The organism is Sphingomonas sp. MMS24-J45, assembly GCF_044881195.1.
Lineage (GTDB): Bacteria > Pseudomonadota > Alphaproteobacteria > Sphingomonadales > Sphingomonadaceae > Sphingomonas.
Genome location: NZ_CP173255.1, coordinates 3,444,996 through 3,458,301, shown reverse-complemented (window position 1 = coordinate 3,458,301; position 13,306 = coordinate 3,444,996). Strand labels below are relative to the sequence as shown.

The window sequence follows — 13,306 nt, the reverse complement described above, 5'->3', positions numbered from 1 at the left end:
GCTTGACATCCGGAACGTAGAAAGAACATACCATGCTCGTGAGCGGAACATGGAACCGCTGCTACGCCTGAGGGTTGCTATTTTGTGACCCACCACCGTGATGGATGGAGTTGGAAGATGGCTTTTGTCGGTTTTCTGGTTTTCGCAAGCGCCCTTGCCGCTAGTGTCGCAGTGTTCTGGCTGACGTTGATGCCCGCTTTGCCACGGATCGCTGCGTTACTCCGCGACGGTGCTGTGCCTGCCTCTGCTGCGCCTGCGGTGATTGTCAGCGAGGCACGGGTTCGGACACGGGGACGGTCGATGGCTCCGGCGACACGGCCGCAGTGGCGCGCAGCTGCTTGACCCTTGCATAGGCAGCGATGCTGAACGGTAGCGTCGCCAAATACGCGGCGCACAGGAATGTCAGCGTGTGCCACGGTGCCGAAACCAGGGCTGCGCCAAGCAATACGACCACTGCCATCGCCTCGAACCGGATCGTCCGTCGCAGTTTCAGGGACGACCAGCTATAGGTTGCGAGGCTCGACACCATTAGTACCGCCATCAGCGCGACCCACGGGCCGACGATCATCGGCGAGCGCCAGATGTCGAGGCCGGTCCAGAACCACAGATACATCGGCAGCATCGCCAGCCCCGCCCCAACCGGAGAAGGGGAGCCGGTGAGAAACCCGGCCGATTTGTGCGGCTGGTCCGCCACGTCGATCGCGGCGTTGAAGCGGGCGAGGCGTAGCGCGCAGAACACCGCGAACACTAATGCGATGAGCCAGCCGACGCGCGGCAAATCCTGCAGCGACCAGAGATACAGAATCAACGCCGGCGACACGCCGAACGAAATCGCGTCGGACAGCGAATCCAGTTCGGCACCGAAACGGCTCTCCCCACGGACCATCCGCGCGATCCGACCGTCGATGCCGTCAAGCACGCTGGCGATCATCACCATAACGACCGCGGTCTCCCATTGACCGGCGATCGCGAAACGGATGCCGGTGAGCCCCGAACACAATGCGAGTGCGGTCACGGCGTTCGGCGCGACAGCGCGCAGCGGCAGGCCGCGGGGCACCGGGCGGCGCAAACGTGGCTTTACCGGCATGATACGACGATCATTGCGCGATCCCGCGTGCGGTCGTGGCGTCGACGCGGCCGAGGATCGTTTCGCCGGCGACGCTGCGCTGGCCCAGCACCACTTGGCACGCGCAATCGTCGGGCAAATAGACATCGACACGGCTGCCAAAGCGGATAAGTCCGATTCTCTGCCCGACCGCGACCATATCGCCCGGCTTCACGAACGGCACGATGCGGCGTGCGAGCAGCCCGGCGATCTGCGTAAAGCCGATGCGTCGACCTTCGCGATCCTCGACCAGAATATGCTGCCGCTCATTGTCCTCGCTCGCTTTGTCGAGCTCGGCATTCACGAATTTGCCCGAAATATACACAACCTGCTTGATCGTGCCGGCGATCGGCGTGCGATTAATGTGCACGTCGAAAACAGACATGAACACCGACACGCGAATCAGCGGCGCATCGCCCAGCCCATTCGGCCCAGCGAGTTCGCGCGGTACCGGCACGCGCTCGATCATCGAGACGAGTCCGTCGGCGGGTGACACGATCAGCCCCGGCGCGCTCGGCGTCACGCGCACCGGATCGCGAAAGAACAGGGCAACCCACAGGGTCAGCCCGATCAGCGGCCACGCAAGGAACCAGCCAACCCACGCCCAGGCAACGAAGGCGACCACGGCGGCAATGATGACATATTTCCGCCCTTCCGGATGCAAATCTGGAACGCGCCATTTGACGGCTTCGGCAGGACCGACGGGTTTTTCGAACGGAGACATGATGATGCTCCTACCCCACCCCCCCGCTCGCGACAATCATGAACGGCCTTGCGCCCACCAGGCCCCTCCCCGCTCGCCCGTTCAAGATCAGGGCTTCACCGGGTTGATCGCTGCGCGCCTTGCTCCTAGACGCTGCCTCAAACCTCCCCATAGGAAAGAGCGCAATGGCGAAGATCAAGGTAAAAACGCCCGTCGTCGAGATCGATGGCGACGAGATGACGCGGATCATCTGGCAGTGGATTCGCGAGCGCCTGATCCTCCCCTATCTCGATATCGACCTCGACTATTACGACCTCGGCATGATGAGCCGCGACAACACCGACGACAAGGTGACGGTCGATAGCGCCAAGGCGATCCAGAAATATGGCGTCGGCGTGAAGTGCGCGACGATCACCCCGGATGAGCAGCGCGTCGAGGAATTCGGCCTCAAGAAGATGTGGAAGTCGCCCAACGGCACGATCCGCAACATCCTGGGCGGCACGATTTTCCGCGAGCCGATCGTCATCAAGAACGTGCCCCGGCTTATCCCGAGCTGGACGCACCCGATCGTCGTGGGCCGCCATGCTTTCGGCGACCAGTATCGCGCGACCGATTTCCTGGTCCCCGGCCCAGGCAAGCTGCGCCTTGTGTTCGACGGCGATGATGGCACGACGATCGATGAAGAGGTGTTCCGCTTCCAATCGTCGGGCGTCGCCCTGGCGATGTACAATCTCGACAATTCGATCCGCGACTTCGCCCGCGCGTCGATGCACTATGGCCTCAACCTGAAGTGGCCGGTGTATCTCAGCACCAAGAACACCATCCTCAAGGCCTATGACGGCCGCTTCAAGGATTTGTTCGCCGAGGTGTATGAGACCGAGTTCAAGGACAAATTCAAGGAAGCAGGCATCACCTACGAACATCGCCTGATCGACGACATGGTCGCATCGGCGCTGAAGTGGCACGGCGAATTCGTCTGGGCGTGCAAGAATTATGACGGCGACGTGCAATCGGATCAGGTCGCGCAAGGCTTCGGTTCGCTCGGCCTGATGACCTCGGTGCTGCTCACGCCAGACGGCAAGACGGTCGAGGCCGAGGCCGCACACGGCACGGTCACCCGCCACTTCCGCCAGCACGAGCAGGGCAAGGCGACCTCCACCAACCCGATTGCGTCGATCTTCGCCTGGACCGGTGGCCTGAAGTATCGCGGCAAGTTCGACGGCACGCCCGAGGTGACGAAGTTCGCCGAAACGCTGGAGCGCGTGTGCGTCCAGACGGTCGAGGATGGTCATATGACCAAGGATCTCGCGCTGCTGATCGGCCCGGATCAGCCGTGGATGACGACCGAGCAGTTCTTCGAGCAGGTCCGTGTAAACCTGGAAGCGAAGATGGGCGTGTCACAATAAGCTGACAAACGCGGCCATCCGCGCCACAGTGCGCGGATGGCCTCTCCCCTGTCCAATGCCGGTTTCAGCGACGCCTTGGTCATTCTTGGCGCTGCTGGCCTCGTGATCCCGGCCTTTGCCCGGGCAAAGATCAGTCCGGTTATCGGGTTCATCCTGGTCGGGCTGCTGGTCGGTCCGTTCGGCCTAGGCGCGCTCGTCGCCGATTATCCGTGGCTGTACCACCTTACCATTTCCGATCCGCACGCGATCGAGCCATTCGCCGAATTCGGCATCGTGCTCTTGCTGTTCTCGATCGGCCTCGAACTGTCGTTCAAGCGGCTGTGGTCGATGCGTCGATTGGTGTTCGGCGTCGGCGCGGCGGAGCTGATCGGGGCGGGTGCGGTTATCGGCGTTGGCCTGCACCTGCTGATCGGGCTTGAGTGGACGGGTTCACTCGCGCTCGGCATCGCGCTCGCCCTGTCCTCCACTGCCTTGGTCCTGCCGATTGCGGGCACGAGCGGACCGGTCGGACGGACGGCGTTCGCGATGCTGCTGTTCGAGGATCTGGCGCTGGTGCCGATCATTTTCATCCTCGGCGCGCTCGGTCCGATGGCGGCGGCGGGTGGCCTCGCCGGGTTCGCGCGGGTCGGCGGCGCGGCGATACTGACCGTGGCGATCCTGTTCATCGGCGGACGTTTTTTCCTGCCCCGCCTGTTTGCCCAGGCAGCGCGAACCAAGAGCCCAGAGCTGTTCCTCGCCGCCTCGCTGCTCGTGGTGATCGCCGCAAGCCTTGCCACCGGCGCAGTCGGCCTGTCGCCGATCGTCGGCGCGCTGATCGCGGGGCTTCTGATCGCCGAGACCGATTATCATAGCGAGGTCGAGGTCATCACCGCGCCGTTCAAGGGCCTCGCGCTTGGCGTGTTCCTGATCACGGTGGGGATGAGCGTCGATCTGCGCGCGATCGCGGCGGATTGGGGTGCCTATTTCCTCGGTATATTGGCGGTGGTCGCGGTCAAGGCGGCGGTGACGTTCGGGCTGTTGCGGATGGCGGGGATCCGCGGCGGCGTGGCGGCCGAGACTGGCGTGCTGATGGGCAGCCCGTCGGAAACGACGCTGATCGTGCTGGGTGCGGCGGCTCAGGCACAATTGATCGCGCCCGGCCTCGCCAGTTACTGGCAGACCGTAACCGCGATCGGCCTGACGATCACGCCGCTGCTCTCCATGGTCGGCAAACGTGTAGCGAAGCGGCTGGAGGGACGCGGCGAATTGCCGGATGCCGAGATTTCGGCCGATGGCCCGGGCACGGTCGTGATCGGCTTTGGTCGCGTCGGGCGGATGGTGTGCGACATGCTTGCAGTTCACGGCCAGCCCTATGTCGCGGTCGAGGCGAACATCGATGCTGTGACGGCGGCGCGGGCCGAGGGCTATCCGGTAATCTTCGGCGATGTCGTGCGGCCCGAACTGGTCGACCGGCTCAATCTCGGACGCGCCAAAGCGTTGATCCTGACGATGGACGATCCGGTGCTGAGCGTGACGCTGACGCGGCGGGTGCGCGGCTGGGTGCCGGGGCTGACGATTGTGGCGCGTGCGCGGGATACGCGCCATGCCGCCGAACTCTACAAAGCCGGCGCGAGCGACGCCGTCCCTGAGACGCTCGAATCCTCGCTGCAATTGGCCGAGGCCGTGTTGACTGACCTCGGGGTCGCGGTCGGCCCGGTGATCGCCTCGATCCACGAAAAACGCGATGAGCTGCGGCAGGAGATCAAAGCGGCGGCGGAGATGGTCGCACTGCCGCGGTTGAAGCGGGTGCGGCGCGGTTCCGGCGCGAGCGAGACGGCCGAGGTTTAGGTTAGTTACTGAATATAAATGCGTTTTTGCGGAGCGCCTTTCGCTAAAGTCACACTGAGTCACACCATCGGCGTACTTTTCGTGCCGCGCCGCAATTGACGACCTTTCCGTCGAGTTCGAAGCGCTCGCGGTGCAATCTTGCCAGCGCGACGCCCTGTAGGACAGAGCCGGGATGTGGGGGTTAAGACGCCGCGGAGGCGCTTTTTCGCGCGGTGGCCGCTACCCGTTCGAAAACACCCCGGAGCGCCGCAGGGCTGGCGGTGTCGAGCGCGCCCTCCTCCACCTCTTCGGCTGACCAAGCGAGCGATGGCGCTTCGTCGTCGAGCATCGCCCATTCGGCGAACATCCGCCGATCGACCGTCTCCGATAGCAGCAGGACGATATTGTCGTGGCGATTGTCGCGGGTGATGCGGTCGTAGAGCGCATCGATCGCGGCCTCCGGCCCTTCGATCAATTGCAGATAGAGGTCCTGCCGACAGATCAGCGCGCCGGTAATTGCGTCGCGCGGGTTGATACGTCGTGCATCGACGAGGATGCCAGCGAGCATCGCACGATCAAATCCGAACGGTTGCGAGCGGTAGATGAGTTGCTTCACGGTTCGCTCTCCCTGCGGTGCCCGAGGCGAGGCTACGCGATCCCGCGTCCGGGGCATACCCGTTGCGGGCGCAAGCGCCTTGGTTGGTGCGGCGCGCCGGCGCGGGAGGGTGAACGCCGGTTAACCGATCCCGGCAAGCCGTCGATAACCCAAGTCCGATAGCCCGGTGGACGCCGCAGAACAGGTGACCGTGTATGCCCTACGACCAAGCCCTTTCCGATCAGGACAGGATCGAAACCCAGGCGCGCGACACGAACGCGACTGCCTCTACGGCGGAGATCGTGGCGATGCTGCGTGACCTGTCGCGCGCGGCGCGCGAGCATTTCAGCACCGACGCACAGCGCGTTCGATAACCGTGAGCGGGCGGCGAGCAGCCCCAAGCGAGATTGGCTAGCCAGCTAGCGCCGCCTTGACCGCTTCGACCGCATCGGCGCCCTTCGCGCCATCCGGCCCACCGCCCTGCGCCATGTCGGGACGGCCACCGCCACCCTGACCGCCGAGCGTCGCCACCGCGATCTTGAGCAGATCGACCGCGCTCTTCCTGGCCACCAGATCCGGCGTCACGCCGACCGCGACCGAGGCGCGGCCATCGTTGACCGCGACGATCATCGCGACGCCCGATCCGTCGAGGCGTTGCTTCATGTCATCGACCGCGCCGCGCAGGCCCTTGGGGTCGAGGCCATCGACTACTTGGCCGAGGAAGTTCACCCCGCCCACCTGTTCCGGCCCAGCGGCAGCCGCCCCTGCCCCGCCGCCGAGCGCCAGTGCCTTCTTCGCCTCGGCCAATTCGCGTTCGAGCCGACGCCGATCTTCGACCAGCGCCAGCACGCGCGCGGGCACCTCGTCGGGCGAGGATTTGAGCGCTGTCGCGGCTTCCTTGAGCTTGTCGTCGCGCGCCGTAAGATAGGCCCGTGCCGCCTCGCCGGTCAGTGCCTCGACGCGGCGGATACCCGAGGACACGGCCCCCTCCCCGACCAGCGTGAACAGGCCGATGTCGCCCAAAGCGCGGACGTGCGTGCCGCCACAAAGTTCGAGCGAATACGTCTTGTCGCCTTCGGTCCCCATCGAGACGACGCGGACTTCCTCGCCATATTTCTCGCCGAACAGCGCCATCGCGCCTTCGGCAATGGCTTCGTCGGGGGTCATCAGGCGGGTGCTGACGGTGCCATTGGCACGGATGTGGTGGTTCACATCGGCCTCGACTTGGGCAAGCGCGGCGGGATCGATCGCGCTGGGTTGCGAGAAATCGAAACGCAGGCGTTCGGGCGCGACCAGCGAGCCCTTTTGCGCGACGTGCAGGCCCAGGCGTTGGCGGAGCGCCTCGTGGAGCAAGTGGGTGGCGCTATGGTTGGCGCGGATGCGGTCGCGGCGCGCGCGGTCGATCGTCAAGTGCAGCGCATCGCCGACTGCGATCGTGCCTTCGCTGATCTTGGTGCGGTGCGACCAGAGGCGACCGAGATATTTGTGCGTATCCTCGACTTGGCCAAGCACGCCGGGGGCGGTGAGCGTGCCGGTGTCGCCGACCTGGCCGCCGCTTTCGGCATAGAAAGGCGTCTGGTTGACGACGATCTCGACCGTTTCGCCAGCGGCGGCGGAGTCGACGCGCGCGCCGTCCTTCACGATCGCAACGACCTGGCCCTCGCCCTCCTCCGACGTATAGCCGATGAATTCTGTGCCGCCAGCGCTTTCGGCGATGTCGAACCAAACGTCGTCCGAGGCGCGCTGGCCCGACCCCTTCCACGCGGCGCGAGCGGCGCGCTTTTGTTCGGCCATCGCGGTGTCGAACCCGGCGCGATCGATCCCGAATCCTTGCGCGCGGAGCGCATCCTCGGTCAGATCGTACGGGAAGCCGAACGTGTCGTAGAGCTTGAACGCGGTTTCGCCCGGAAGCGTCGCGCCCGGTTCCATCGCGGCGGTCGCCTCGTCCAGCAAGCGCAAGCCGTTCACGAGCGTGCGGCGGAACTGCGTTTCCTCCTGCAACAGCGTCGATTCGATCGCGGCCTGGGCGCGCACCAGCTCAGGGTATGCCGCGCCCATTTCGGCGACGAGCGCAGGCACCAGGCGGTGCATCAACGGCTCCTTCGCGCCCAGCAGATGCGCGTGGCGCATCGCGCGGCGCATGATACGGCGGAGCACATAACCGCGCCCTTCATTCGCGGGCAGCACGCCGTCCGCCACCAGGAAACCCGAAGTGCGCAAGTGATCGGCGATGACGCGGTGGCTCGCCTGATTGTCGCCGGTCGTGGCGGTGCCGGTGAGCGCGCCCGAGGCGGCGATCAGCGCCTTGAAGGTGTCGGTATCATAATTGTCGTGCACGCCCTGCAGGACCGCCGCGATCCGCTCGAGCCCCATGCCGGTGTCGATCGACGGCTTGGGCAGCGGGGTGCGCGTGCCGTCCGCGGCCTGATCGAACTGCATGAACACCAGGTTCCAGATTTCGACGAAGCGGTCGCCGTCCTCCTCCGGGCTGCCGGGCGGGCCACCATAGATATGGTCGCCATGGTCGAAGAAGATTTCGGAACAGGGGCCGCATGGGCCGGTGTCACCCATCGACCAGAAATTGTCGTTGGTGGCGATGCGGATGATCCGCTCCTCCGGTAGGCCCGCGATCCGTTTCCACAGATCGAAGGCCTCGTCGTCGGTGTGATAGACGGTGACGGTCAGCCGGTTGGGATCGATCCCCCATTCCTTGGTCAGCAGACCCCAGGCGAGCGTGATCGCGCGTTCCTTGAAATAATCGCCGAACGAGAAATTGCCGAGCATTTCGAAAAAGGTGTGATGCCGCGCGGTATAGCCGACATTGTCCAGGTCGTTATGCTTGCCGCCGGCCCGCACGCATTTCTGGCTGGAGACGGCGGTGACATAGGGCCGCGTTTCCAGGCCGGTGAAGACGTTCTTGAACGGGACCATCCCGGCGTTGACGAACATCAACGTCGGGTCGTTCTGCGGCACCAGCGGCGCGGACGCGATCTTCGCGTGGCCGTTGGCGGCGAAATAGTCGAGGAAGCTGCGGCGGATGTCGTTCGTGGAGGTCATGACCGCAGGGCTTAGGCGAGCCTGCGCCGTATCTCAAGCATGGCTCGGTTCGTCGTGATGCGATACGGTGAGCCGATTGGGGGAATTGCCATGCGTCTGCTGTTGATCGCGCCGATGTTGCTGTTGCTTGCGCCGAGCGCGGAGGTGGCGGCGGTCGCGCCGCAGGATGCGCCGCTCCACGCGATCTGTGGGGATGATACGGCCGCGCCGACGGTTGCGCGGATTCTGCCCGGCTTCGGCGCCGGGGCGCTGGCAATCACGACCGCGAATCCGCGCGCGCAGGCGTTTTTCGATAACGGGCTGCAACTCAGCCATGCCTTTGCCCATGCCGCAGGAGAAGGCGCGTTCAAGGAAGCGGCGCGGATCGATCCGTCGTGCGCGATGTGCAAGTGGGGCGAAGCCTGGGCCGGTGGTCCGACGATCAATTTCACGATCGATGCGGCCACGCAGGTGAAGATGGGCAAGCTGGTCGATGCGGCGATGCCTCTCGCGGCGAAGGGGCCAGCGCTGGAGCGCGATCTGCTGGCGGCGCTGAAGCTGCGGTATCAGGATGGCGGCGGCAAGGGGCGCGGCGATATCGCTTATGCTCGCGCGATGGATGCGATCGTACTGGCGCATCCCGAGAGCGACGAATTGCTGACGCTCGCAGCTGATGCGTGGATGATCCCGGCGGCTCTTGCCGACAACAAGATTGGGATGCCGCGCGCGGTTGGGCTCCTCGAGGCGGTATTGAAGCGCAACCCGGATTTCACGCCGGCGATCCATTTCTACATCCATGCGACCGAAATGAGCGGTTTTCCGGGACGCGCGGAGCGCTATGCCGACCGGCTCGGCGCGCTTGCCCCGGCGGCGAGCCATCTCATCCACATGCCGAGCCACACTTATTATTGGATCGGCCGCTATCAGGACGCGACCGACGCCAATGTGAATGCGGCGGCGCTGGGCGTGGCGGAGACGCGTGCGATCAAGCCGCCAGTGCCGGACGCCGAGACGGCGGCGTTCAATCAGACCTATCACGGGCACAACGTCCATTTCGGAGTCGGCGGGGCGCTGATCTCCGGCGATGCCAAGGATGCGCTTGCGCTGAGCGCGCCTGTCCTGCGCGGGCTGGCGGCGCTGCCGCAGGTGCCGCCCTATCAGCAGATGGTCGGCGGGACGGCCTATTTCGCGGAAGGGCGCTTTGCGGATCCGGCGGCGGTGCTCGCGCTGGCCGAGCCGGGGGTGAAGCAGGTCTATCTGCGCGGCTATCGCCATTATGCGCGCGGCGAGGCGTATGCGCGGATGGGCGACGCGAAGGGCGTGCGGGCGGAGGTGGCGGCGATCGTTTTAGATGTCGGACCGACCAAGCGCGACGACGGCAGTCTACAAGCCGCCACCCTGCTGCGAATCGCCCGCGCGGTGCTGGAGGGGCGTGCCGCGATGCTCGAGGGGCGGCCCGACCTTGCGGTGCGTGGGTACAAGGCCGCGGCGAAGATCGAGGAATCGAAGGCGATGCACGGGTACGATGATCCGCCGATCTGGTGGTATCCGGTGCGCCGCAGCCTCGCGGCGGCGTTGCTGGCGGCGGGCAAGCCGAAGGACGCTTTGCGCGAGGCCGATGCTGCGCTCGCGCGGCGGCCGCTCGATCCGGTGACGCTGTCGGTGCGCGCCGATGCGCTAACGGCGTTGGGCCAAAGCGACGCGGCGGCGAAGGATCGGGCGGCGGCGGTGAAGACGTGGCGGGGGGATCGCAGCGCGTTCTCTGCGGCGATGATCTGAATGGAAAATGCCTTGACCAGCCTCGTCAGGCTGCAGCCGCCCATTCGAGGCCGTTGGGCAAAGCCGCGCCAGAAAAGTCGATCTGCAGGACGCGGCGGCGGCGCGGGTTCAGCGCCGCATCAGATGCGTGCAAGATCGGCGTCGAATAAAGCCAAGCATCGCCGCGCTTTGCTAGGCAAATTGCAGTGCCCAGACGGGAAACCACTGATTCGATCTCGCGCTCGGGTATCAGGCCAAGGCGATGCGAACCCGGAGCGACAAGCAACGGAGCATTGTCTACGTCGACGTTGTCGAGGTGGATCCGCACCGTCACCATGGCCTGCAGCAGGGCAATTGGCGGAGCGACATGCTGACGGCCGGCCTTGATCGTCCAAGGTCCAAAGCCGGGCGTATCGACGCGGGTGCTGACCTCGATCGTACGATCCTGATGCCAGCCGAGTGCCCAGTTGCTGCCGCGGTGCTTATCGAACAACAAGGCGCGCACCGGCCGGACTTTGCTTCCGAGGCGAGGCGCGATCGTTGCTGCGATAACGCCGATCGAGGGTAGGCCCGCGAGATCCGACGCCGGCAAACGGTGCCCGGCGCGCGCACGACCAAGCCGCATAAAAAGAGGCTCGATTTCGGCAAGCGCAGTTTCGGCAAGAGCATTTTCAAGCCGCACAAGGCCCGTCTCTTGAAGTGCAGTCCAATCGGGCATCTTCACCCCAGCGGCGCATCGAGCGACAAAGGCGGCACGCTGAACCATTTCGGCCCCGCCGCCGTCATGTGGAAGCAATCCTCCAGCCGCACGCCGAATATGCCGGGCAGATACAAACCCGGTTCGTCGGAAAAGCACATGCCCTCCGCGAGCGGGGTGGTCTCGCCGTGGACGAGGTTGACCGGCTCGTGCCCGTCAAGGCCGATGCCGTGGCCGGTCCGGTGCGACAGGCCGGGGAGGCGGTAACGCGGGCCGTAGCCGAGCGATTCGTAATAGCGGCGCACCGCATCATCGACCGCGCCCGCAGGCGTGCCGATCTGCGCGGCGGCGAAGGCATTGGCCTGACCGGTGCGGACATGGTCCCAGACGGTACGCTGTTCTCTGCTGGCCGCGCCGAACACGAAGGTGCGGGAGACGTCGGATTGGTAGCCCTGCACGGTGCAGCCGCAGTCCATCAGCACGATTTGCCCGTCGGCGACGATCTGCGGATCGCGGCTGCCGTGCGGATAGGCTGCAGCTGCGCCGATCAGGACGAGCGCGAATTCGGGATCGCCGCCGAGCGCGCGGGTCGCGGCGTTCATCATGCCGGCGATGTCGGCGGGTTTCATGCCCTTTTCGACGCGTGGCCAGGTCCAGCGATAGGCGGCGATCGTCACGTCGGTCGCCGCCTGCATCAGCGCGATTTCGGGAGCGGTCTTGCGCATTCGAATCGCCCGCACGACCGGGTTGGCGCTGACGATCTTCACGCCCGGCAGCGCGCGCGCGAGGCCATCGACCGCGAAATAGCGTACGGTTTCCTCGATCCCGATCGGACGCGCCGACAGTTTGCGCTCCTTCAGGAAGCCCGCGACCAGTTTCAGCGGGTCCTCATCCTCCTGCCACACGCGCACATCCGCCGCGATGCCGAGCGTCTGGCGGACCGAGGGTTCTTCGAAGAACGGCGTGATAATGCACGGATCGCCCTCGACGGGCAGGATCGCGGCGGTCAGGCGCTCGCTGCGATGCCATTCGACGCCGGTAAAATAGACGAGGCTCGATCCCGATTCGACCAGCACTGCGCCGATGCCCTGGCCGCGCATCGCGGCTTGCGCGCGGACGAGGCGCGCGCGTCGTTCCTCCGGTCCGATCGGCGCGAGGCCGTTGGTCATCGGTCGCAGCCCAGCGAGATCGGGCGCAGCGGCGCGCAGGACGCCATTTGCCGAAAGTAACGGCAGCATCGCACCTGCGGTCCATACGCTACGTCGGGTCGGCTTCATTCTGGTGGTATCGCTTTCAGGATAGCGGCCTCCACCGCGGCCCATTGCGGCTCGCCGGGCGCGATGATGTTGAAATGGTCGCTGTTCGGCGTGGTGACGACGGTCACGGCATCGCCCTTGGCAGCCGCTGCGGCGCGATAGGTTTCAGCCTCGCTCGGGTCCAGAACTGCCGAGGCGACGAGCGTCTGCGGGAGGCCGAGCGGCAAGGCGCGGAAGGGCGAACCGTCACGATACCGGTCGGGCACCGCATCGGGCGTGCCGCCCAGGAGCTGGCTGATCACAGGTGCGCCGCACACCGCCTTGTCTTTGCCCACAAACGGGGCAAGATCGCCGGGGCCGTCAATCGCCACGGCGGCGCGCACACGCAGCGGATCACTGCCGCGGACCGTAATAGCCGGATCGAGCCGCGGACGCGCCGCCACCCAGAGCGCCGCGAGCGCACCGGCGGAATGGCCGACGACGATCACGCGTTTCAGATCGAGCGGATAGCGTTTGGCGAGCGTGCGCAGATGATCGGCCCCATTCGCCCAATCAATAAAGGTGCCCGGCCAGCCGCCACCCGGATCGCCGATCTGACGATATTCCACATTCCAGGTTGCGATGCCCTTGGCGGCCAGCGCGCTGGCGATCGGCGCGGTGCCGCGAATCGTCTCGAACCCCTTCGTCCAGCAGCCGCCGTGGATCACGATCGCAACCGGAAACGGCCCCTTCCCCTTCGGCACGCGCAGTTCGCCGATCTCGTGCGGGTCCGCACCATAGGCTTCGGTCAAAGTTGGCGCGGTCGCGGGCAGCTTTCGCACATCCTCGGGCGACATGTCTCGCGCGGTGGCAAGTGTCGGCAGCGCAAGCGCGGCGATCAACAGGCAGGAAACTGCTTTCATCGATCTATCCCCTTCTTGGCTTTCGAGGTCAGCGTGCCACGG

Annotated in this window: 11 protein-coding genes; 4 read left to right on the top strand and 7 right to left on the bottom strand. The window is 65.4% G+C overall.

The genetic code is table 11. The annotated features are described in order from the left end of the window. Positions 1–265: 265 nt before the first annotated feature. Together AB5I39_RS16655 and AB5I39_RS16650 are read right to left on the bottom strand one after the other, a co-directional pair. Positions 266–1,087, bottom strand: coding sequence for a CDP-alcohol phosphatidyltransferase family protein (locus tag AB5I39_RS16655; RefSeq protein ID WP_404369400.1), 822 nt, complete (start codon positions 1,085–1,087; stop codon positions 266–268). 10 nt (positions 1,088–1,097) lie between these two features. Next, positions 1,098–1,829, bottom strand: coding sequence for a phosphatidylserine decarboxylase (locus AB5I39_RS16650; protein ID WP_404369397.1), 732 nt, complete (start codon positions 1,827–1,829; stop codon positions 1,098–1,100). A 164-nt stretch (positions 1,830–1,993) separates the two neighbouring features. Here AB5I39_RS16650 and AB5I39_RS16645 point away from each other — a divergent pair, with 164 nt between their 5' ends. Then, entirely contained in the window at positions 1,994–3,214 is a 1,221-nt protein-coding gene (locus tag AB5I39_RS16645; protein WP_404369394.1) for an NADP-dependent isocitrate dehydrogenase, read from the top strand. Between the two features lie 36 nt (positions 3,215–3,250). Beyond that, the gene (locus AB5I39_RS16640) at positions 3,251–5,041 is read left to right on the top strand and encodes a cation:proton antiporter (RefSeq protein WP_404369391.1); all 1,791 of its coding nucleotides are present in this window, start codon (positions 3,251–3,253) and stop codon (positions 5,039–5,041) included. 181 nt (positions 5,042–5,222) lie between these two features. On the opposite strand, the gene AB5I39_RS16635 is transcribed toward AB5I39_RS16640, so the two are convergent. Continuing rightward, positions 5,223–5,636, bottom strand: coding sequence for a BLUF domain-containing protein (locus tag AB5I39_RS16635; protein WP_404369388.1), 414 nt, complete (start codon positions 5,634–5,636; stop codon positions 5,223–5,225). 194 nt (positions 5,637–5,830) lie between these two features. On the opposite strand from AB5I39_RS16635, the gene AB5I39_RS16630 reads away from it, so the two are divergent. Continuing rightward, positions 5,831–5,989: a hypothetical protein gene (locus tag AB5I39_RS16630; protein WP_404369385.1), complete on the top strand. Its 159-nt coding sequence runs from the start codon at positions 5,831–5,833 to the stop codon at positions 5,987–5,989. A gap of 37 nt (positions 5,990–6,026) precedes the next feature. Here AB5I39_RS16630 and alaS read toward each other — a convergent pair whose 3' ends face one another. Then, on the bottom strand, positions 6,027–8,672 hold the full coding sequence (alaS, locus tag AB5I39_RS16625; RefSeq protein ID WP_404369382.1) for an alanine--tRNA ligase: 2,646 nt from the start codon (positions 8,670–8,672) through the stop codon (positions 6,027–6,029). A 90-nt stretch (positions 8,673–8,762) separates the two neighbouring features. Here alaS and AB5I39_RS16620 point away from each other — a divergent pair, with 90 nt between their 5' ends. Continuing rightward, the gene (locus AB5I39_RS16620) at positions 8,763–10,430 is read left to right on the top strand and encodes a hypothetical protein (protein ID WP_404369379.1); all 1,668 of its coding nucleotides are present in this window, start codon (positions 8,763–8,765) and stop codon (positions 10,428–10,430) included. A gap of 25 nt (positions 10,431–10,455) precedes the next feature. On the opposite strand, the gene AB5I39_RS16615 is transcribed toward AB5I39_RS16620, so the two are convergent. The 3 genes from AB5I39_RS16615 to AB5I39_RS16605 are packed head-to-tail and all read right to left on the bottom strand — an operon-like array spanning position 10,456 to position 13,264. Beyond that, a complete protein-coding gene (locus AB5I39_RS16615; RefSeq protein ID WP_404374207.1) occupies positions 10,456–11,127 on the bottom strand; it encodes a phytanoyl-CoA dioxygenase family protein in 672 nt (223 codons plus the stop codon). A 2-nt stretch (positions 11,128–11,129) separates the two neighbouring features. Further along, positions 11,130–12,383: a M24 family metallopeptidase gene (locus tag AB5I39_RS16610; RefSeq protein WP_404369377.1), complete on the bottom strand. Its 1,254-nt coding sequence runs from the start codon at positions 12,381–12,383 to the stop codon at positions 11,130–11,132. Then, the gene (locus AB5I39_RS16605) at positions 12,380–13,264 is read right to left on the bottom strand and encodes an alpha/beta hydrolase family protein (RefSeq protein ID WP_404369374.1); all 885 of its coding nucleotides are present in this window, start codon (positions 13,262–13,264) and stop codon (positions 12,380–12,382) included. The genes AB5I39_RS16610 and AB5I39_RS16605 overlap by 4 nt, the downstream gene beginning before the upstream one ends. Between the last annotated feature and the right edge of the window lie 42 nt (positions 13,265–13,306).

Excerpts from the sequence above, each read along its gene's own strand:
- AB5I39_RS16640 (WP_404369391.1), top strand. The coding sequence starts at position 3,251 with ATGGCCTCTCCCCTGTCCAATGCCGGTTTCAGCGACGCCTTGGTCATT.
- AB5I39_RS16650 (WP_404369397.1), bottom strand. The coding sequence starts at position 1,829 with ATGTCTCCGTTCGAAAAACCCGTCGGTCCTGCCGAAGCCGTCAAATGG.
- AB5I39_RS16620 (WP_404369379.1), top strand. The coding sequence starts at position 8,763 with ATGCGTCTGCTGTTGATCGCGCCGATGTTGCTGTTGCTTGCGCCGAGC.
- AB5I39_RS16645 (WP_404369394.1), top strand. The coding sequence starts at position 1,994 with ATGGCGAAGATCAAGGTAAAAACGCCCGTCGTCGAGATCGATGGCGAC.
- AB5I39_RS16615 (WP_404374207.1), bottom strand. The coding sequence starts at position 11,127 with ATGCCCGATTGGACTGCACTTCAAGAGACGGGCCTTGTGCGGCTTGAA.
- alaS (WP_404369382.1), bottom strand. The coding sequence starts at position 8,672 with ATGACCTCCACGAACGACATCCGCCGCAGCTTCCTCGACTATTTCGCC.
- AB5I39_RS16610 (WP_404369377.1), bottom strand. The coding sequence starts at position 12,383 with ATGAAGCCGACCCGACGTAGCGTATGGACCGCAGGTGCGATGCTGCCG.
- AB5I39_RS16630 (WP_404369385.1), top strand. The coding sequence starts at position 5,831 with ATGCCCTACGACCAAGCCCTTTCCGATCAGGACAGGATCGAAACCCAG.
- AB5I39_RS16605 (WP_404369374.1), bottom strand. The coding sequence starts at position 13,264 with ATGAAAGCAGTTTCCTGCCTGTTGATCGCCGCGCTTGCGCTGCCGACA.
- AB5I39_RS16655 (WP_404369400.1), bottom strand. The coding sequence starts at position 1,087 with ATGCCGGTAAAGCCACGTTTGCGCCGCCCGGTGCCCCGCGGCCTGCCG.